Below are 19328 nucleotides of genomic sequence, written 5' to 3'. Positions count from 1 at the left end.
CGTTCGCGGGCGCGGGAGCCATCCCCCGCAGCATCAGAAGGGGCGGCGCATACGCAGGAACACGAGCCCTGCGGCGGTCCCCAGGCCAACCAGTCCTGCGCCCAGCCACACTAGGGCATCAGGCATCTCCGGCAGCGGTCCGGTGGAGGAAACGGCGCGGCCCGGGCCTTCGGGTGCAGCGGCAGCCTGGGGCATCCGGGTGGGCTGGGACTGCCGCGCATTGATGGACAACGCCGTGGGCAGGGCGGAAGAAGGCGCAGCCCCTGCCCCGCCGGCGGCTGTGCCGGCCCCGCCGCCGGGTTCCGCAGCGCCTGCACCGTCAAGAGCCAGCGTTCCTGCCGTCCCGCCGGATCCCGGCCCGGCCGCCTGTGCGTCAGCCTGGTCAGCGGCTTCGCCGGCTCCCGTTCCCAGGAGAGGAGGGACTGCCCCGGGCAGGTCGGGCGTGCCGGCGGCGGGGGCAGCCCCGGCTGCGGCGGCTGATGTGGATCCCGGCTGCGTGGAGCCTGGTTTTTGGGTGGCGCCGGTTTGGGCCGCAGAGGAGGAGGTGCCCGGCGCTCCCGTGGGAGCCGTCGCCCGCGCTGTGGGAGCGGCGGTCTGTCCACCGGGCGCCAGGGGCGTCCCTGAGACGGTGGGGAGGACTGGAACGGGCAGGCCGGAAATCGCAGCGTCCCCGGTGGCTGTGGCCGTGGCCGTCGCCGACGTCGAACCCGTGGAGAGCGTGGCCTTCACGGCCGGAAGCAATGCACCCGGCACCGCAGGGATGGCGGGAGCCTTTCCGCGCGGGGTCCGGGCGTCGCCGGAACCACCGGACGCTGCGGCATTTGCTGCGGCAGTCGCCTGCACCAAGGGATCCTGGGGCGGGGCCGCGTCATCGGCCAAGGACGCCTGGACGCCGGTGGAAAGAACCAGTACCACTCCGACGGCTGCGGCTGCAGTGCCGCGGCGGAGTCCCCCATGGATACCGGTCCGGGACATGGAAAGCTCGGACCTGTTTGAAACCATAGTCATCGACCCTAACCAGAACGCTTGCCCGATTGAAAACCGGGAAGCGCCCGGCGGCCCCTGCTCAGCGCCGGCGCCAACCAGACGCGCCGCGCTGACCAGCGGCGATGTTCAGGCGTGGGTCAATTGGCCGATTTGCTCACGTGTGTCGGCAACGACGGCGGCGAGGCCGTTTCCTGCCACCCAGCCGCCCACCACCGCCAGCCCACCAGTGGCAGTGCACGCCTGGCGGATTGCCGCTGCCCGCGCCCGGTGTCCCACAGCCGCGAACGGCAGGGATCCGCGCCACCGCACCACATCCCAGCCCCGTACCTCGTCCCCGGCTATCTGCACGTCCAGGAGGGCGGAAGCGTCCCGCAGTGCGGCAGCGAAAAGCTCGTCATCGGTTTCCGGGCCGGCGGGTTGCTGCGCGGAAGCGCCGTCCACCCGGCCATAGGACAGCCGCACCACGTGGCGTCCGGGCCCGGCAGCGGCCGTCAGCCAATCCCATTTGCCCGTGGCGTGGGTCAGCGCCTTTGCTTCGATGCCCGGCGTTTGCGGGGCCACCAGGATTCCTGTTCCCCTGGGCCGCCGGTCCAGCTCCGGCTTGTCCAGGAACAGCGTGACCAGCTTGACGTCGGGTCCGGACGCAGGCTTCTTGCCCGCGATCAGGGGGACAGCATTTTCCAGCAGTCCGACGGCGGCCGGGCCGTCCACGGCCATGACCAGCAGGGCGGTGCGGAAGATTGTCCCGGCGGCGTCGACCAGCCAGCCGTCCGGAGTACGTGACACCGATGTCGCGGCGGTGCCCGCCAGAAGTGTGACGCCCCGGCCGCGGAGATCCGCCACCAGCGCCTCCACGAGAGTGTGCATCCCGCCCTCGAGGCCGGCGACGGCGGAGCCGGCCTTGGCGGGTTTGTCCGCAGGTGCGTCGGCCTTGTTTGTTCCGCCGCGCCGCTGGGCTGAAACGGCGGCAGCGAGCGAACCGTGTTGGCGCATTCCGGCCCGCAGGCCGGGAGCCACCATGTCGACGTCGAGCAAGCCGGGATCTGCAGAGTGGACGCCGCCCACCACAGGCGAGACCAGGCGTTCCAGCACCCGCGAACCCATCCGGGCCCGGACCAGGGCGGAGACGCTGGTGACGTCCTTGCCGGCTCCCACGGAAGTGGGCAGCAGCCGGTCCAGGGAAGCCCGCAGCGAACCCAGGGTGCCCAGGGTGCGGCGGACCTCAGGGTCCCAGGGGTTGGCGGGGATGCCCAGCACGCCGGTCCTCGGCAGTTCGCGGGGACCGTCCGGAAGCTGCACCCACGCGCCGCCGGGACGCGGAGGAACAATCTTGCTGCCCAGGCCGAGTTCGGCACAGAGCCGGGCGACGGCGTCGGAGCGTGTGGCGAACGACTCCGCACCGCTGTCCAGGGTGAGCCCCGCAACGGTATGGCTGCCTACGCAGCCGCCCCACGCCGTGCCCGCCTCCAGGACGGTCACCTGGTGCCCGGCGGCCGCCAGTTCCCGGGCGGCGAGCAGTCCGGAGATACCGCCGCCCACCACCAGTGCTGTCCGGGGCTTCGCCGCTGAGGTGCCCACTGGTTATTCCGGCGAGATGGAGTGGATGAGCTCCACCACCCGGGTCAGGACGTCCGGGTTGGTTTCGGGAGGTACACCGTGCCCCAGGTTCAAGACGTGGCCGGGAGCTGCGGAGCCGGCCGCGATGACCTCGCGGACGTGGGCCTCAAGGATTTCCCACGGGGCGGACAGCAGTGCGGGGTCGATGTTTCCCTGCAGCGGCACGGTTCCGCCCAGCCGCCGGTTGGCCTCATCGAGCGGTAGCCGGTAATCGACGCCCACCACGTCCACGCCCACGTCGCGCATGGCCACGAGAAGTTCGGAGGTACCCGTGCCGAAGTGGATCAGCGGAGCCCCGAGGTGGCGCACATGGTCCAGGGCACGGGCCGACGCCGGCGCAACGTATTTGGTGTAATCGGCCAGTCCCAGCGAACCGGCCCAGGAGTCGAAGAGCTGGGCGGCGGAGGCGCCGGCCTCCAGCTGCGCCTGGAGGAACATGCCGGAGGCGTCGGCGGCCCAGTTGGCCAGCGCGGTCCAGGTCTCCGGATCGGCATGCATCATGGTCCGCGGGCCGAGGTGGTCGCGCGAGGGCTTCCCTTCCACCATGTAGGCGGCCAGGGTGAACGGCGCACCGGCGAAACCGATCAGAGGCGTTTTCCCCAGTTCAGCCACGGTAAGGCGGACGGCTTCGCGGATGGGTTCGAGGGCTTCCCAGGTGAGCTGGGGCAGCGCGGCAACGTCGGCCGCGGTGCGCACGGGCTTGTCCAGGACAGGACCCACGCCGGGGACGATGTCCACACCTACCCCGGCGAGCTTCAGCGGGATCACGATGTCCGAGAAGAAGATGCCGGCGTCCACGTCGTGGCGGCGGACTGGCTGGAGCGTGATCTCGGATGCCAGCTCAGGCCGGAGGCAGGAGTCCAGCATGGCGATACCCTCGCGCACCATGAGGTATTCCGGCAGCGACCGGCCTGCCTGCCGCATGAACCAGACGGGGCGGCGGGACGGCTTGCCCCCGCGGTAGGCCGTGATCAGCGGTGAGTCCGCTGTACGGCCGTCCATCAGCGGATGGTATGCGGAAAGGACGCCGGCAGCGGAGACGGCAGGGCTAGGAGTCATGCTTTTGATTGTGCCGAAAAAGAGCTGCAAAAGATAACGACAACCTGTCGCTGACAGTGTGGGCGCAGGAAGGGTGGCGCAGATCACCGTGGACTGTGGCGACTATCCTTTCCGGTGGTTGTTCTACCAGGCAACGAAAAAGCTATGATTGGTCTGCTGTGGTTCTTTTCTCATTGGTGGCTACACACGCCGACATCGATCTTGAAACCGTTGCTCAGTTGAGCAACGGTTCCTCCGGGATTGCCGCATCCGCCCTCACCGAATCCCCCGCCGTCGCAGGGGCAGTGGTCCTGGCCACCTGCAACCGCTACGAAATTTACGGTGAAGCCGCCAACCCCAACGACGTCGAAGCTGCCCGTGCAGCACTCGTGGCCCGCATCAGCGAGGCCAGCGGGCTGGCCGAACCCCTCGTCTCGCGTTCCTTCAGCACGCGCACCGGACCCGAGGTGACCCAGCACCTGTTCGCCGTCAGCGCGGGACTTGACTCCGCCGTCGTCGGTGAACGCGAAATTGCCGGGCAGGTGCGGCGGGCGTTGATTACCGCCCAGCACGACGGCACTGCCAGCGCCGGCCTGGTCCGGCTTTTCCAGGCCGCCTCCAAGACCGCCAAGGACGTGGGCGCGCAGACGGCCCTTGGTTCCCGCGGCCTGTCCATCGTCTCCGTTGCACTGGACCTGGCCACCGATCTTTCCGAGAACCCCGACTGGTCAGCCAAGAAGGTTGTGCTGTTCGGAACCGGTGCCTACGCCGGGGCCACCATGGCACTGCTGCGTGAACGCGGCTGCACGGACATTTCCGTTTACTCCTCCTCCGGCCGGGCCGAAGGTTTCGTGGCCTCCCGCGGCGGCACCGCCCTGGACGTGGATTCACTGCGGTCCGCCGTGGCTGCTGCCGATGTGATGATCGGCTGCAGCGGATCGGACACCCGGGTTGAAGCCGATGAGCTGGCCGAAGTGCGGGCCGATTCACCGCAGCCCCTGATCGCCATCGACCTTGCCCTTACCCACGACTTCGACCCCGCCGTCGGCGAGCTGGACGGCGTGGAGCTGCTCACCCTGGAGTCAGTGCGCCTTGCCGCGCCGCAGGAACAGGCGGAATCCCTGACCCAGGCCAGCGGCATCGTGAAGGGTGCTGCCAAGGCGTTCGAGCAGGAGCGGAAAGCCCGGTCCGTCGACTCAGCCATCGTTGCCCTGCGGCGGCACACCATGAACGTCCTGGACGCGGAGATGGAAAAGGTCCGCGCCCGCCACGGCTGCACCGCCGCCGCTGAAGAAGTGGAGTTCGCGCTCCGCCGCATGGTCAAGCAGCTGCTGCACGTTCCCACGGTCCGCGCCCGCGAACTGGCCGCCAACGGCCAGCAGGACGACTACGTCGCCGCACTGGAGGCCCTCTACGGCATCACCGTCGAACAGCCCGGCACCGCCGCCCCTGCCGCCGTCGAGGCCGAATGCCCGGTGGACCACCAGGGCCGCGAAACCGCCTGACCCCCGCAACGCGCCATCAGCACCTGCGCCACATCCGGCAACGCCCGCTCACGTTTGGTCCATTTCCAGGCAACGCCCGCTCACTTTTTTCAAGCAAGTGAGCGGGCGTTACCAAAAAAGCTGCCAGACGTGAGCGGGCGTTCCTGTCAGTAGACCGGCTTGTCGGGTTCCACGTCGCGCACCCAGGCCAGGATCCCGCCGTCGAGGTGGCTGACCCGCTGGTAGCCCGCCTGCCGTGCCGCCGCCAGCACGTTTGCGGACCGGGTCCCGGCCTTGCAGTGGAACACGATGTCCCGGTCCTCCGGCAGTTCGTCCCACGCCTCGCCGGCGAGGATCCGTCCCTGCGGGATCAGTTTGGCCCCGTCGATCCGGACGATGTCGTATTCGCCGGCCTCGCGGACGTCCACCAGTTCGAAGTCCTTGAGCCCGGCTTTCCGGGACGCCAGCATGGTGGCCAGCTGCGTGGCGGTAACAGTATGTTCCGTATCCGCCTCGGCTGTGGGCGGGATGCCGCAGAAGGCCTCATAGTCGGTGAGTTCCGTGATGGGTTCCGCCGCGGGGTCCTTCGACACGCGGATCTCGCGCCAACTGCCGCCCAGGGCGTCGAACAGGGCCACGCGGCCCAGCAGGGAACGCCCGACGCCGGTGATCAGCTTCACTGCCTCGGTCACCATGAGCGATCCCACGGCAGCGCAGAGCATGCCGAACACCCCGCCCTCGCCGCAGGAAGGGACGGAACCGGCGGGGGGAGCCTCCGGATACAGGTCGCGGTAGGTGGGACCGTGCTTCTCCCAGAACACGCTGACCTGGCCGTCGAACCGGAAGATGGAACCCCACACGTAGGGCTTGCCCAGGATGGCGGCGGCGTCGTTCACCAGGTACCTGGTGGCAAAGTTGTCGGCTCCGTCAAGAATGAGGTCATACCCGCTGAACAGCTCCAGGGCGTTGGACGCGTCCAGGCGCAGGTTGTGCAGCCGGACATCCACCAGCGGATTCAGCTCCGCGATGGCATCGCGCGCAGACTCGATCTTGGGCCGGCCCACGTCGCTGACACCGTGGATCACCTGGCGCTGCAGGTTGCTCAGGTCCACCACGTCGTCATCAACGATTCCAATGGTGCCAACGCCCGCCGCGGCCAGGTAGAGCAAGGCCGGTGCGCCCAGGCCGCCGGCACCGATCACCAGGACCTTGGCGTTCTTGAGCCGCCGCTGGCCCAGGGCTCCGATCTCGGGAATGATCAAGTGCCGGGAGTAACGCTCCACCTCATCAGGGGTCAGGCCGGCAGCCGGTTCCACCAGCGGATCCAGCGAAAGGGTTGAAACATTTGCGGTGAAAGACGAAGCCATACTTCAATGTATGCCCCGGAATACCAGCGGGTCATATTACCCCGCAGTAAAGTGAAGGGTAACTGCAATGGAAAGAAGGACAACTGTGGTCCCTGAAGCACGGGCTGACCGCCCGCCCGCCGCCGAACCGCAAACCGCCTCCCGCCCCGCAGGCCATCGGTCCGCCCGGCTGCCCCGGGATGAGCGCCGCGCACAGCTGCTGGCGGCAGCCCAGGAGGTGTTCGTAGCCAATGGCTACCACGGTGCGGCCATGGATGAAATTGCAGAGACCGCGCACGTGAGTAAACCCGTGCTGTACCAGCACTTTCCCTCCAAGCGCGACCTGTACCTGGCACTGCTGGAAAGCCATCTGGCATCCCTGACCGAGCTGATGCTGGGCGCCCTGAATTCCACCACGGACAATGATGAACGCGTCCAGGCCGTCATGCGCGCCTACTTCCACTTCATCGCCAATGACGACCAGGCCCACCGGCTGGTATTCGAGTCCGACCTGATCAACGACCCCGATGTGAGTTCCAGGCTGGAAACCTTTAACCGGACCTTCGCCGATGCCATCGCCCGGGTCATTGCCGAGGACACCAAGCTCCCCCACCTCGAAGCCGAACTCCTGGGCCGCGGACTGGCTGGAATGGCGCAGGTCAGCGCCCGGTACTGGCTGGAAACGGACGGCAACCTGGACCTCAACGTGGCCAGCGACCTGATCTACCGTTTAGCTTGGCGCGGAATCTCTCGCTTCCCCAAAGAGTCCTAGACTACAAATAAGACAACACCTCGTAGACACGAGTACTTTCACAGGCTGGGAGGCCCCCTTGGAAATTAAGATCGGCGTTCAAAACGTTGGCCGCGAGATCGTGCTGGAATCGACCCAGGACGCGGAGACTGTGGCCAAGGTTGTTGGTGAAGCCATCAATGGCGGCAGCGAACTGCGGCTCAAGGATGACAAAGGACGCGTGATCATCGTTCCGGGCAACGCACTGGCGTATGTGGAAATCGGCGCCGAAGAGGTCCGGCGCGTCGGGTTCGGCCAGTTCTAGTCCCCGGTTCCAAGGAGATCCATGCTTTCGCTGATCATTGTGGTGCTGGCCACTGTCGCCGCGGGCTTCGTCGTCTGGGCCAATGACAGGCGGCATGCCAAGTACGGGGCGGCGCTGCCGGCGGGCGTGGCCGCAGGTGTTGCGGCGCTGGTGTGGATCATCCTGATGGCAGCCGGTTTCGGCTACCTGCCAGGGCTGACCTGGCTTCCCTGGGTCCTGCCCATCGTTCTCGGCATTGCAGCCGCCATCGCCGCCGTCGTCTACCTGGGCCGCACGCGTGCGCGCCACGACGCACAGCAGCTCACGGCGATCCTGCGGCGCTGAGCTTCCAGTCGCGTGCACGTGGCGGCAAAGACTAAACGGCTGTGGCCACCACCCACGCGGGTGGTGGCCACAGCCGTTTAACCGGATATCGGGAGCCTAGAGGAACTCTGCCCTGCCCTCCATTGCCGACGATGCCAGGGCGTGCTCCCTGCGCGGGATGCGCCCGGCCGCCCGGGCCATCCGGCCGGAAATCACTGCGTGCTTGAAGGCCTCGCCCATGAGCGTCGGGTTCTGCGCCCGGGTGACAGCCGTGGCCAGCAGCACGGCATCGCAGCCCAACTCCATGGCAAGGGCGGCGTCGGACGCCGTGCCGATGCCGGCGTCCAGGACCACAGGCACGGTGGCCCGGGAAACAATGAGCTCGATGTTGTGCGGGTTCAGGATCCCCAGGCCGGTGCCGATCGGGGCGCCCAGCGGCATGACGGCGGTGGCGCCAAGGTTCTCCAGCCGCAGCGCCAGCACGGGATCGTCATTGGTGTAGGCAAAGACCTTGAAGCCGCGGTTGACCAGCTGCTCGGTGGCCTCGACGAGTTCCACGGCGTCCGGGAGGAGGGTTTGTTCGTCCGCGATGACCTCGAGTTTGACCCAGTCGGTCTCCAGTGCCTCGCGGGCAAGTTCTGCGGTGAGGACCGCGTCCCGGGCGGTGAAGCAGCCGGCGGTGTTGGGCAGGACCCGGATCCCGTGGTCCACCAGCAGCTGGAACAGTGATCCGGTTTCCGCGGTGGAGTAGCGCCGCATGGCCACGGTGGTCAGCGCGGTGCCGGAAGCCAGGAGCGCTGCGCCCAGGCCGTCGAGGCTGGGCGCTCCCCCGGTGCCCATGATGAGCCTGGATCCGAGGGCGACGCCGTCGATCACCAGGGCGTCGCCGGTCCCGGGGCTTCCTGCGGGGTTGATGGTGCTGGTTTCGGTCATGGTGTCAGCCTCCCTGTACTGCTGTGACAAGTTCGATGTCGTCACCCTCGGCGAGCGCGGTGGCGAACCATTGGCTGCGCGGCACCACCTGTGCGTTGTGCGCGACGGCGACCCCCAGCTTCTCGCCGTCGGTCGCCTGCCCGTTGTCAGCCAGCGGGCGTCCGGTGACCTGGCTGACCAGCGTGGTGATGGAGGCGCCGTCGGCAACCGTGTGCGGGTTTCCGTTAAGGGTGATGTTCACGCTGTCTCCTTGATGAAGGGGCTTGTTGCTGCTGTGGCCGGCCTGGAGAACCGGTCCGGGCTGAAGGGTGCCCAGCGGGGATCGGACTTTCCGTCCAGCAGCTCCCTGCAGATGGCCGCTGCGGCGGGGGTGAGCAGGACGCCGTGCCGGAAGAATCCGGTGGCAATGATGAGCCCCGGGACATGCCCGGCTTGTCCGCCCACGGAGGCCCCAGGCACCGGCACCCGGCCCAGGAGCGGTGCGTTGTCAGGGGTTCCGGGCCGGGCACGGGCGGTGGATTCCAGGAGTTCAAGTTCGGCGACGGCGGGCACCAGCGCCTGCGCGTCCCGCAGCAGCTGGTATACGCCTCCGGCACTGACGGCGCCGGACAGGGCATCCTCGCGCTGGGTGGCTCCAATCACCACCGTCCCGTCCTGCCGCGGGACGATATACACCGGCACGCCGTGGACCAGCCCGCGGACCGTTGACGTGACCAGGGGCTGAAGGTGGCGGGGAACGGCAAGGCGGAGGATGTCCCCGTGCACGGGCCGCAACGGCAGCTCGAGGCCGTCCGGCAGGCCGTCAAGCGCCCCCGCCTGCAGCCCGTTGGCCACCACCGTCTCCGTTGCCAGCACCGTGCCGCCGCCCGCAAGGCGGACGCCGGCAACAGCTCCGCCGTCCCACAACAGCCGGGCTGCCCGGTCCGGAACGGCGTAACCATCGACTGCCCCGGCAACGGCCAGTTCCGGCAACTCCTGCGCCGCGCCGGCCAGGGCCAGGCGCAGGGCTGCCACCAGGCGCCGCGGGTCCACCTGGTGGTCTGCCGGGGTGTCCAGGGCGCAGGCAATGGCCGGGCTGAGCAGCGGCTCGCGCTTCCGGGCTTCGCGCACGGTGAGGGGCTCCACCTCCAGCCCGTTGTCCTGCTGGACCAAACGCAAATCCATGAGTGCCCGGCGGTCGGCTGCGTCGGCACCCACCGCGAGTGTCGCCGTCGTGAGGTATCCGGAATCCGCGCCCGTGGCACTGTCCAGGGCGGCGGCGAACCCCGGCCAGCGCGATGATGCGTCCAGCATCAGTTCCAGGAGGTCTTCCTCCTGGTAGTGCAGTTCGCTGACGGGGGCCAGCATGCCGGCGGCCGCCCAGCTGGCGCCGGTGCCCGGTGCGTGGTCGATGAGGACCACCGAGCGTCCGGAACGCTGCGCCTCCCAGGCGATTCCGTGCCCCACCACTCCCCCGCCGATGACCGCAACATCGGCCCGGACCGTGGAGGAGCTGGAGGCGTCGGCGGACCCGGGATGGTTGAAAGGGGTGCGCATATGGATTCCTTCCCTACGCCGGCATTACCCGGATCAGGTCAAGCGGTCGGCTCTGACGCCCTCTCAGCCCGGCGCTTTGTGACAGCTGCCGCGGGCTCCCGCAGTACCAGCCCAGTTTAGAGGAACTAGGCTTGCACGCATGAATGTGTCCACCCCATCCTTCCCCGCCGGCCACCGCGCTCCCGCCACCGAAGTTGTCAATTCACGGGACAGCGACGCCCTCAAGGCGGCCCGCCTGTACCTCTGCACCGATGCGCGCCGGGACCGCGGCGACTTTGCGGAGTTCGTTGACGCCGCGTTCGCCGGCGGCGTGGACATCATCCAGCTGCGCGACAAAGCCATCGAGGCTGCCGAGGAACTGGACCTCCTGGCGGTGCTGAAGGAGACGGCGGTACGGCACGGCAGGCTGTGGGCTGTCAATGACCGTGCGGACATCGCCGTCCTCTCCGGGGCGCCGGTGTTCCACATCGGCCAAAAGGACCTTCCCTTGCCCGCAGCACGTACGTTGGTCAATGGAAATGCCGCAATCGGGCTCTCCAGCCACACAACGGGGCAGGTGGACGCCGCGCTGGCAGCAGCTGCCGGTCCGGCCGGCCTGGACTATTTCTGCGTGGGTCCGGTCTGGGCCACCCCCACCAAACCCGGCAGGGCAGCCGTCGGACCAGACCTGGTGAAGTACGCCGCGGACGCCTCAGGAAAGGTGGCAGATCCGGTGCCCTGGTTTGCCATTGGCGGCATCGACCACGGAAACGTCCGGCAGGTGGCGGAAGCCGGTGCCCGCAGGATCGTGGTGGTCCGCGCCATCACTGAGGCTCCCGACCCCGCGGCCGCGGCTGCTTCACTCCTCGACGCGCTGGACGCCGCCGGCGCCTGATGCCATATCCGTGGACTTGGAGCTACGCTGATTTTTGTGTCACATCATCGGCTGGCCCCCAACGTCCATGACCACAGGAACGCCTTGGAAGAGGCGTTGGGCCTGCTGCGGACCGAACTCGAACTGCCGGGGCCCTACCCCGCTGACGCAGTAGCCGATGCCCGGGCCGCCGTGGCTGCCCTGAAGCTGCCGTCCTATGACCTGACCGCCGTGGAGTTCGTGACCATCGATCCGGCATCGTCCACGGACCTTGACCAGGCGGTGTTCATCGAACCGGACGGGAACGGCTACCGGGTGCTGTACGCGATCGCCGACGTCCCGGCGTTTGTTGCCCCGGGAGGGCCCCTGGACGCCGAGACCCGTCGCCGGGGCCAGACGTTCTACGCTCCGGACGGCAGGATTCCGCTGCATCCGGAAGTCATCAGCGAGGGGGCAGGGAGCCTGCTGCCGGGGCAGGACTGTTCAGCGTTCGTATGGGACTTCACGCTCGACGGCGATGCGTCCGTTTTGTCGGTGGGTGTCAGGAGGGCGCGGGTCCGCAGCCGCGACAAGCTCAGCTACAAGGGCGCGCAGGCAGACCTCGACGCCGGGACTGCATCAACGGTGCTGCGGCTGCTCCGCGAGGTGGGCCTGAAACGGGTAGCCCTGGAAAGGGAACGTGGAGGGGCAAGCCTCAACATGCCCGAGCAGGAAATTGTCCAGCTGCCCGATGGCGGCTACCGCATTGACGCCGTCCCGCAGCTTCCCGTGGAGGACTGGAACGCGCAGATATCGCTGATGACCGGGATGGCGGCCGCGCAGCTCATGCTGGAGGGCAAGGTGGGAATCCTGCGCACCATGCCCGCCCCGGACGAACGGTCCCTGCGGCACTTCCGCCTGCAGACCGAGGTGCTGGGCAGGCCCTGGGACGGCGAGGTCAGCTACGGCGAGTACCTGCGTTCACTCGATCCCACCGATCCGCGCCAACTGGCCATCATGCATTCCGCCGGCATGCTGTTCCGGGGAGCCTCGTATACCGCTTTCGACGGCACGGTCCCCGAGGACGGGGTGCAGTCCGCCATCGGCGCGGCCTATGCCCACACCACCGCACCGCTGCGCCGCCTGGTGGACCGCTTCGTCCTGGTCATCTGCGAGGCCCTGAGCAACGGAGGCGATGTTCCTGGCTGGGCCCGGGAGGCCCTTCCGCTGCTGCCGGGCATCATGGCCGGCTCAGACCAGCTGGCGTCCCGGATGGAACGCCTGGCCCTGGACACCGTGGAGGCGGCGCTGCTGCTGAACCACATTGGGCAGGAGTTCGACGCGATCGTGATTTCCGGGTCCAAACCGCAGAACGGCAATGGCAACGGCACGGGGAAAAACGGCAACGGAAAGAACGGCAACGGCGGCGGAAGTTCGGGCATTATCCAGGTTGCCGAACCGGCTGTCACCGCGCGGTGCGCCGGCGAGCTGGAGTCCGGAACCAAGGTCCGGGTCCGCCTGCTTTCGTCGGACATCACCACCCGCGAGATCCATTTCGAGCTCGTCCCCTGAGGGCCGGCAGGCGCGGCAGGCGGGCCGGAACAGTGTTTCTGCGCCCGTACGGCTAGACTGAAAGGGTAGAAATGGATGCCCGGTCGTTGATTTCCTTGATTTGAAACCAACAAGCCCGCCCCTACGCGATCTTGAGAATTACCCGCTGGTCACCAGTGCCAGCATTAGATAGCCCGCGATCGGCTTCCACTGGAATCGCTTGCGCGCCTGAGCGTGCTCCGGAGCGGCCAGCCTTGGCCGGCCCGTTGAGCAGGCAGCGCCATTGCCCAAATGAATAAGGAAACTCCCCCGTGAGTGAATTGCATACCCACCAGCTTCTGAGCGATGAGTCCGGTACGGAAACCATCGAGCCGGAAGAAACCATCATCTCGGACGAGACCCCGCATGAGATCGCGGAGAAGTCCTTTGCCGACTACAACGTCCGCGAGGACATCGTGGAGTCCCTGGCTGACGCCGGGATCACCCACCCCTTCCCCATCCAGGCCATGACCCTGCCGGTGGCGCTGGGCGGCCACGACATCATCGGCCAGGCCAAGACCGGCACCGGCAAGACCCTGGGCTTCGGCATTCCCGCACTCCAGCGGGTCATCGGGCAGGACGACCCCGGCTACGCCAAGCTGGCCGTGCCGGGAGCCCCGCAGGCCCTGGTCATCGTCCCCACCCGCGAACTGGCCGTGCAGGTGGCCGGGGACCTGGTGACGGCATCGCGGAAGCGCAATGCGAGGATCGCCACCATCTACGGCGGCCGCGCCTACGAGCCCCAGGTGGAGGCGCTGAAGCAGGGCGTGGAGGTTGTGGTGGGTACCCCGGGCCGCCTCATCGACCTTTACAAGCAGAAGCACCTGAGCCTGAAGAACGTCAAGATCGTGGTCCTGGACGAGGCCGACGAGATGCTGGACCTTGGCTTCCTCCCGGATGTGGAGACCCTCATCGCGGCGACGCCGGCCGTCCGGCAGACACTCCTGTTCTCCGCCACCATGCCCGGCCCGGTCATCGCCATGGCCCGCCGCTACATGACCCAGCCCACCCACATCCGGGCCGCGGACCCCGAGGATGAGGGCCTGACCAAGCGCGACATCCGCCAACTGATCTACCGCGCCCACAGCATGGACAAGATCGAGGTGGTGGCGCGCATCCTCCAGGCCAGGGGCCGTGGACGCACCATCATCTTCACCAAGACCAAGCGCACCGCCGCCAAGGTGGCCGAGGAACTGGTGGACCGCGGGTTCGCTGCTGCCGCCATCCACGGCGACCTGGGCCAGGGTGCCCGCGAACAGGCGCTGCGGGCGTTCCGCAACAACAAGGTGGACGTCCTGGTGGCCACCGACGTTGCGGCCCGCGGCATCGACGTCGAGGACGTCACCCACGTCATCAACTACCAGTGCGTGGAAGACGAAAAGATCTACCTGCACCGGGTGGGCCGCACCGGCCGCGCGGGCAACAAGGGCACCGCAGTCACGTTCGTGGACTGGGACGATGTTCCCCGTTGGGCGTTGATCAACAAGGCACTGGGCCTCAATGTGCCCGAACCCGTGGAAACCTACTCCTCCTCGCCGCACCTCTACGCGGACCTCGACATCCCCGTGGGCACCAAGGGACGGCTGCCGCGTGACAAGCGCACCCTGGCCGGCGTTGACGCCGAGGTGCTTGAGGACCTGGGCGAAACCGGCAAGAAGAACAGCCGCAGCGGCGGCCGCGACGGCGGCCGGTCCCGGGACAGGACAAGCGACAGGGACGGCCGCGGCCGCGAAAGCCGCAGCGGCAACCGTGAAGGTGGCCGCAGCGAAGGTGGCCGCAGCGGCGGCGACACGAAGCGCAGCGGTGAGCGCCGTCGTCGTACCTCCGACTCTTCCGCCGCTCCCGCAGGTGAGGCTGCTGCTCCCGCAACCGAGGGCGAACAGCCCTCACGCGCCCGCCGGACCAGGACCCGCACCCGCCGCCGCAACGGCGAAGTGGTGGCCGGCGCCGACACGGGCACGCAGCCTGGCAACTCCGAGGGCTAACTGCCCCGATGACTGACACTGTTTGGGCGCCGGACGGCGGCAGCCTGGTGGTGCACGCGGACAACGCGGAGTACCTCCCCACGCTGCCGGACGGCGCCTTCACACTAATCTACGTGGACCCGCCCTTCAATACAGGCAGGCCGCAGCAGCGCCAGGAAACCCGGATGGTGGTCAACGCCGGCGGCAGCGGCGACCGCGTGGGCTTCAAGGGCCGCTCCTACGACACCATCAAGGGCGCCCTGCACCGCTACGATGACGCGTTCAGCGACTACTGGTCCTTCCTGGAACCCCGGCTGGTCGAGGCATGGCGACTGCTGGCCGACGACGGAACCCTGTACCTGCACCTGGACTACCGCGAGGTGCACTACGCCAAGGTGATGCTGGACGCGATCTTCGGCCGTGAATGCTTCCTGAACGAGATCATCTGGGCCTACGACTACGGCGCCCGGGCGAAAAACCGGTGGCCCACCAAGCACGACAACATCCTGGTGTACGTGAAGAACCCGGCCAAGTACCACTTCGACAGTGCCGAGGTGGACCGCGAGCCGTACATGGCCCCCGGGCTGGTGACGCCTGCCAAACGTGAACTGGGAAAGCTGCCCACCGACGTCTGGTGGCACACCATCGTCTCGCCCACGGGCAAGGAGAAGACCGGCTACCCCACGCAGAAGCCGGAGGGCCTGGTCCGCCGGGTGGTTGCCGCGTCGAGCAGGCCCGGTGACTGGTGCCTGGACTTCTTCGCCGGTTCCGGCACGCTGGGGGCAGTTGCCGCCAAGCTTGGCCGGAAGTTCGTGTGCGTGGACCAAAACCAGCCCGCCATCGACATCATGGCCAAACGGCTGGGTGCCCACGCCACCCTGGCCTCGTTCCAGCCCAACTAGGGACGGACGACGGCGGCTCCCGTGCCCAGTGCCTCGATCCGGGCGAGCATGTCCGGCGAGGTCAGGTTTTCGCCGAGCAGGTTGGGCTTGCCGGTGCCGTGATAGTCCGAGGAACCGGTGATCAGCAGGTCGTGTTCGGCGGCCAGCTTCCGCAGGAAATCCCTGCCCTCTTCCGGGTTGTCCCGGTGGTCGATCTCCAGGCCTGCCAGCCCGGCGTCGATCATGTCACGGTACGTCCGCTCCCCCACGATCCGTCCCCGGGCCGACGCCACGGGATGGGCAAACACGGGAACACCGCCGGCGGCACGGACAAGTTCGACGGCGGTGGCCGGGTCGGGTGCGTAATGCGGGATGAAGTACCGGGACCGGGATGTGAGGATGGAGGCAAACGCCTCCGAACGGTCCTCCACCACGCCCGCCGCGACCAGGGCGTCGGCGATGTGCGGCCGCCCAAGGGTGGCGCCGGGTGCCACGTGGTGGATCACGTCGTCCCACGTCAGCGGGTAGTCCTCCGCGAGGATGGTGACCATCCGCTCGGCCCTGCTGAGGCGGGAGTCCTTGGCCTTGGTGATTTCCTCCAGGAGTCCCGGATGGTTGGGGTCGTGCAGGTAGCTCAGCAGGTGGACGCTGATGCCCTCTTCCGTCCGGCACGAGACCTCCATGCCGGGCACCAGTGCCACCCCGCAGGTTGCGGCGGCCACGGCTGCCTCCGCCCAGCCTGCCGTTGAATCGTGATCGGTCAGGGCAACCACGTCAAGGCCGGCGCGCGCAGCGGATGCCATGACATCGGCGGGCGTCTCGGTGCCGTCGGAAACATTGGAGTGGGCATGCAGGTCAATCCTCACTGGTCCAGCGTAGTGGACGGCACGGCAGGGAACCCGGCCGGCACGTTCGCATAGCCGCGAAGCTGGTGAGACGATGGTGCCGTGAACGATGCCGAAAACACCCAAAACTCCGCTTCCCAGCCGCTGGAGGAACGCGTCAACAACCGCTCCCAGCGGCCCAGTTCCAACGCCTTCAAGGCCTTCATGGCCAGCAACTGGGCACCGTCCAGCCACGAACTTCCGCAGCGGGACGTCGTGGCCGGCTACGCCGCAGCGCGCCGCAAGGCGATCTCTGCCCTGTTCAACGGCGAACGCCTGGTCATCCCCGCGGGGCCGCTGAAAGTCCGCTCCAATGACTGCGACTACCGCTTCCGCCCGCATTCCGGCTTCGCCCACCTGACGGGACTGGGCCTGGACCACGAACCGGACGCCGTCCTGATCCTGGAACCGGTTGCAGAAGGAACGGGCGACGACGGCGCGAACCACCGGGCCACGCTGTACTTCCGGCCGCTGGCCGGCAGGGACACGGAACAGTTCTATGCGGACTCCCGCTCCGGCGAATTCTGGATCGGCGCCCGTCCCACGCTCGAAGAGTTCGAGGCCCGCCTGGGACTGGCCACCGCGCACATCGACCAACTGGAAACCGCCATCACCAAGGACGTGGGCGCCCCGGAAATCGGCGGCATCTCCATCCGGCTGGTCCGCAAGGTGGACGACAACATTGACGCCCTGGTGGACACGGCCCGGTACAACACGGCCAGGGACCCCGAGAACCTGGACCTTGCCGTCCTGGACGCCCTGGACGAAAAGCTCTCTGAGGCCCTCTCCGAACTGCGCCTGCTCAAGGATGAGTGGGAAATCGAGCAGATGAAGACCGCGGTCTCCGCCACCGTTGAAGGGTTTGAAGAAGTGGTCAAGGCGTTGCCGCGGGCGCTTACCCATGCCCGCGGCGAGCGGGTGGTGGAAGGAGCATTCTTCGCCCGCGCCCGCGAGGTGGGCAACGAGCTGGGTTACGACACCATCGCAGCGTCCGGCAACAATGCCACCGTGCTGCACTGGACCCGCAACACCGGGCGCATCCACGCCGGCGAGCTCCTGCTCCTGGACGCCGGCGTCGAGGCTGACTCGCTGTACACGGCAGACATCACCCGGACACTTCCGGCCAGCGGCGCCTTCAGCGACATCCAGCGCAAGATCTACCAGGCGGTCCTCGATGCTGCCGACGCCGGGTTCGCCGCGGCCCAGCCGGGCACCAAGTTCCGGGACATCCACACCGCCGCCACCACGGTCCTGGCCGAGCGCCTGGCCGAATGGGGCATCCTGCCCGTCAGCGTGGAGGAGGCCATCAGTCCCGAAGGCCAGCAGCACCGCCGCTGGATGCCGCACGGTACCAGCCACCACCTGGGCCTGGACGTCCACGACTGCGCCCAGGCCAAGCGCGAACTGTATCTGGACGGCATCCTCACCGAAGGCATGGTCTTCACCATCGAACCCGGCCTCTACTTCAAGGAGGAAGACCTGGCGATCCCCGAGGAATACCGGGGCATCGGCGTCAGGATCGAGGATGACATCCTCATGACGGCTGACGGCCCCGTCAACCTCAGTGCCGCCCTGCCGCGTAATCCGGAGGACGTGGAGGACTGGATGGCCGGCATCTACCGGACCGAAGAAGCCTGACCCGGCCAGAAACACTGGTCACCAGGGCCAAACAGCAAAGAGCGGGGCCGCCGGATTCAATCCGGCGGCCCCGCTCTTTGTTCCGGCGCTGGCCGGGCAGTTTCAGGCCAGGCGCTCCCAGGCTGCTTGAACCCGGGCCGCTCCTGCCGTCTTACTGCCGGTGCCCGCCCTGGTGCTGATCCCCGTCCGGACCGTACTGGCCCTCGGCAGGGTGTTCGGCACCAGGTTCTGCGTCCTGTCCCCGCCCCGGCTGTCCTGTCCCCTGCTGGCCCGGGGCTGCTGCAGGACTCTGCGGCAGCCGGACACCGTACTGCGGGCGTCCGTCCGGCAGGTCCGGGTAGCGGACCGACCGGGCCGGGCCGGCCGGCTGTGCCGGCTGCTGGTGCTGGCCGCCGTCGTACTGCTGGCCACTGTATTGCTGCCCGCTCTGCTGCGGGGCGCTGTGCTGCTGGCCGCCGTCGTCCGGGTAGCCGTGTCCGTCCTGGCCGGGGCCGCCCTGCCCCGATCCGTCCTGGACCGATGAGCCGGAGGACCGCTGGCCGTAGGGGTCGTTCCAGCCCGCGGGCCGGGCCGGACCCTGCTGCTGCCCCGGCTGCTGCTGGTGCTGGTACGGCTGGTTGTAGTAGTCGTGCTGTGTGTACGGTCCCGGTCCGGATGCCGCATCCGAACGGGTCATGGGCAGCTGCTGCAGCAGGCGCCGGGCCTCGTGGGCGGCCTCGGGCGCAACAATGACGTCGTAGCTGGTGGCCACCACCTGGCTGGTGGACGTGAAGTCGCGCTTCCCGCGCTGCATGGCGTAGGTGACGATGCCGAACAGCATGAAGAAGGCCGCACCCATCAGCACGGACGTCATGATCGAGAAGTATCCGGGTGACGGTGCGAAGAAGGACAGCATGACGCCCACGAACAGGCCGAACCACATGCCGCTCAGCGCCCCCGAAAGGGCCACCCTGGGGTAGCTCAGGCGCCCCGTAACCCGCTCCACCATCTTCAGTTCGTTACCCACGATGGACACCATCTGGACCGGAAACTGCTGGTCGGCGAGGTAGTCCACCGCCTTCTGGGCATCGAGGTAGGAGTTGTAGGAGCCTACGGTGTCACCGGTGGGTACGGCACGGGCGTCATCCGTACCGTTGGGGCCACCGGCCCTGGGAGCACCAAAAATGTTAGACATAACCCCATTCTTGCCCATCAAGGTGGGTGCTGCCTGTAAATTCAGCTAAAAGAGAGCAGACTCGGT

Annotated in this window: 18 protein-coding genes and 1 riboswitch; of the genes, 9 read left to right on the top strand and 9 right to left on the bottom strand. The window is 67.8% G+C overall.

The window, feature by feature from the left end:
- Positions 1-33: 33 nt before the first annotated feature.
- The 3 genes from ACR65K_RS02855 to hemE all read right to left on the bottom strand — a co-directional run bounded on the left by ACR65K_RS02855 (position 34) and on the right by hemE (position 3663).
- A complete protein-coding gene (locus ACR65K_RS02855; RefSeq protein ID WP_440151262.1) occupies positions 34-1008 on the bottom strand; it encodes a hypothetical protein in 975 nt (324 codons plus the stop codon).
- Positions 1009-1113: 105 nt separating this feature from the next.
- Positions 1114-2565, bottom strand: coding sequence for a protoporphyrinogen oxidase (gene hemG / locus ACR65K_RS02850; RefSeq protein WP_440151261.1), 1452 nt, complete (start codon positions 2563-2565; stop codon positions 1114-1116).
- Between the two features lie 3 nt (positions 2566-2568).
- Entirely contained in the window at positions 2569-3663 is a 1095-nt protein-coding gene (hemE, locus tag ACR65K_RS02845; protein ID WP_440151260.1) for a uroporphyrinogen decarboxylase, read from the bottom strand.
- 158 nt (positions 3664-3821) lie between these two features.
- Between hemE and ACR65K_RS02840 the strand changes: the two genes are divergently transcribed.
- Complete coding sequence (locus ACR65K_RS02840) at positions 3822-5147, top strand: glutamyl-tRNA reductase (protein ID WP_440151259.1); 1326 nt, start codon at positions 3822-3824, stop codon at positions 5145-5147.
- 146 nt (positions 5148-5293) lie between these two features.
- Here ACR65K_RS02840 and moeB read toward each other — a convergent pair whose 3' ends face one another.
- Positions 5294-6493: a molybdopterin-synthase adenylyltransferase MoeB gene (gene moeB, locus ACR65K_RS02835; protein WP_440151258.1), complete on the bottom strand. Its 1200-nt coding sequence runs from the start codon at positions 6491-6493 to the stop codon at positions 5294-5296.
- A gap of 85 nt (positions 6494-6578) precedes the next feature.
- Here moeB and ACR65K_RS02830 point away from each other — a divergent pair, with 85 nt between their 5' ends.
- The 3 genes from ACR65K_RS02830 to ACR65K_RS02820 are packed head-to-tail and all read left to right on the top strand — an operon-like array spanning position 6579 to position 7851.
- Positions 6579-7244 carry a TetR/AcrR family transcriptional regulator gene (locus tag ACR65K_RS02830; RefSeq protein ID WP_056334683.1) on the top strand — a complete coding sequence of 222 codons (666 nt, stop codon included), beginning with the start codon at positions 6579-6581 and terminating at the stop codon, positions 7242-7244.
- 58 nt (positions 7245-7302) lie between these two features.
- Positions 7303-7527: a DUF3107 domain-containing protein gene (locus tag ACR65K_RS02825; protein WP_056334681.1), complete on the top strand. Its 225-nt coding sequence runs from the start codon at positions 7303-7305 to the stop codon at positions 7525-7527.
- 21 nt (positions 7528-7548) lie between these two features.
- Positions 7549-7851: a hypothetical protein gene (locus ACR65K_RS02820; protein ID WP_440151257.1), complete on the top strand. Its 303-nt coding sequence runs from the start codon at positions 7549-7551 to the stop codon at positions 7849-7851.
- A gap of 96 nt (positions 7852-7947) precedes the next feature.
- On the opposite strand, the gene ACR65K_RS02815 is transcribed toward ACR65K_RS02820, so the two are convergent.
- The 3 genes from ACR65K_RS02815 to thiO form a co-directional block, all read right to left on the bottom strand.
- Entirely contained in the window at positions 7948-8763 is an 816-nt protein-coding gene (locus tag ACR65K_RS02815; RefSeq protein WP_440151256.1) for a thiazole synthase, read from the bottom strand.
- A gap of 4 nt (positions 8764-8767) precedes the next feature.
- Positions 8768-9004 carry a sulfur carrier protein ThiS gene (thiS, locus tag ACR65K_RS02810; RefSeq protein WP_440151255.1) on the bottom strand — a complete coding sequence of 79 codons (237 nt, stop codon included), beginning with the start codon at positions 9002-9004 and terminating at the stop codon, positions 8768-8770.
- Positions 9001-10299, bottom strand: a complete 1299-nt coding sequence (gene thiO / locus ACR65K_RS02805) for a glycine oxidase ThiO (RefSeq protein ID WP_440151254.1) — start codon at positions 10297-10299, stop codon at positions 9001-9003. The genes thiS and thiO overlap by 4 nt, the downstream gene beginning before the upstream one ends.
- Positions 10293-10411, bottom strand: a riboswitch (TPP riboswitch). It overlaps the preceding gene by 7 nt.
- Before the next feature lie 27 nt (positions 10412-10438).
- On the opposite strand from thiO, the gene thiE reads away from it, so the two are divergent.
- From thiE to ACR65K_RS02785, 4 genes are all read left to right on the top strand, one after another.
- Positions 10439-11173 carry a thiamine phosphate synthase gene (thiE, locus tag ACR65K_RS02800; RefSeq protein WP_440151253.1) on the top strand — a complete coding sequence of 245 codons (735 nt, stop codon included), beginning with the start codon at positions 10439-10441 and terminating at the stop codon, positions 11171-11173.
- A 36-nt stretch (positions 11174-11209) separates the two neighbouring features.
- Positions 11210-12703 carry an RNB domain-containing ribonuclease gene (locus ACR65K_RS02795; protein WP_440151252.1) on the top strand — a complete coding sequence of 498 codons (1494 nt, stop codon included), beginning with the start codon at positions 11210-11212 and terminating at the stop codon, positions 12701-12703.
- Positions 12704-12993: 290 nt separating this feature from the next.
- A complete protein-coding gene (locus ACR65K_RS02790; protein WP_056334663.1) occupies positions 12994-14706 on the top strand; it encodes a DEAD/DEAH box helicase in 1713 nt (570 codons plus the stop codon).
- A gap of 8 nt (positions 14707-14714) precedes the next feature.
- Positions 14715-15587 (top strand): DNA-methyltransferase, encoded by an 873-nt coding sequence (locus ACR65K_RS02785; protein WP_440151251.1) that lies wholly within the window; start codon positions 14715-14717, stop codon positions 15585-15587.
- On the opposite strand, the gene ACR65K_RS02780 is transcribed toward ACR65K_RS02785, so the two are convergent.
- Positions 15584-16432: a PHP domain-containing protein gene (locus ACR65K_RS02780; RefSeq protein ID WP_440151250.1), complete on the bottom strand. Its 849-nt coding sequence runs from the start codon at positions 16430-16432 to the stop codon at positions 15584-15586. The genes ACR65K_RS02785 and ACR65K_RS02780 overlap by 4 nt on opposite strands.
- Positions 16433-16513: 81 nt before the next feature.
- Here ACR65K_RS02780 and ACR65K_RS02775 point away from each other — a divergent pair, with 81 nt between their 5' ends.
- Positions 16514-18088 carry an aminopeptidase P family protein gene (locus ACR65K_RS02775; protein WP_440151249.1) on the top strand — a complete coding sequence of 525 codons (1575 nt, stop codon included), beginning with the start codon at positions 16514-16516 and terminating at the stop codon, positions 18086-18088.
- A 151-nt stretch (positions 18089-18239) separates the two neighbouring features.
- Here the strand turns inward: ACR65K_RS02775 and ACR65K_RS02770 are convergent, their stop codons facing one another.
- Positions 18240-19262 carry a YflT domain-containing protein gene (locus tag ACR65K_RS02770; RefSeq protein WP_440151248.1) on the bottom strand — a complete coding sequence of 341 codons (1023 nt, stop codon included), beginning with the start codon at positions 19260-19262 and terminating at the stop codon, positions 18240-18242.
- Positions 19263-19328 lie beyond the last annotated feature (66 nt).

This window comes from Arthrobacter sp. SAFR-179 (assembly GCF_059414945.1).
This window is presented reverse-complemented; position numbering and strand designations above follow the sequence as displayed.

Coding starts and splice junctions, on each gene's coding strand:
- ACR65K_RS02855 (WP_440151262.1), bottom strand. CDS start 1,008: ATGACTATGGTTTCAAACAGGTCCGAGCTTTCCATGTCCCGGACCGGT.
- hemE (WP_440151260.1), bottom strand. CDS start 3,663: ATGACTCCTAGCCCTGCCGTCTCCGCTGCCGGCGTCCTTTCCGCATAC.
- moeB (WP_440151258.1), bottom strand. CDS start 6,493: ATGGCTTCGTCTTTCACCGCAAATGTTTCAACCCTTTCGCTGGATCCG.
- ACR65K_RS02820 (WP_440151257.1), top strand. CDS start 7,549: ATGCTTTCGCTGATCATTGTGGTGCTGGCCACTGTCGCCGCGGGCTTC.
- ACR65K_RS02815 (WP_440151256.1), bottom strand. CDS start 8,763: ATGACCGAAACCAGCACCATCAACCCCGCAGGAAGCCCCGGGACCGGC.
- thiO (WP_440151254.1), bottom strand. CDS start 10,299: ATGCGCACCCCTTTCAACCATCCCGGGTCCGCCGACGCCTCCAGCTCC.
- thiE (WP_440151253.1), top strand. CDS start 10,439: ATGAATGTGTCCACCCCATCCTTCCCCGCCGGCCACCGCGCTCCCGCC.
- ACR65K_RS02785 (WP_440151251.1), top strand. CDS start 14,715: ATGACTGACACTGTTTGGGCGCCGGACGGCGGCAGCCTGGTGGTGCAC.
- ACR65K_RS02770 (WP_440151248.1), bottom strand. CDS start 19,262: ATGTCTAACATTTTTGGTGCTCCCAGGGCCGGTGGCCCCAACGGTACG.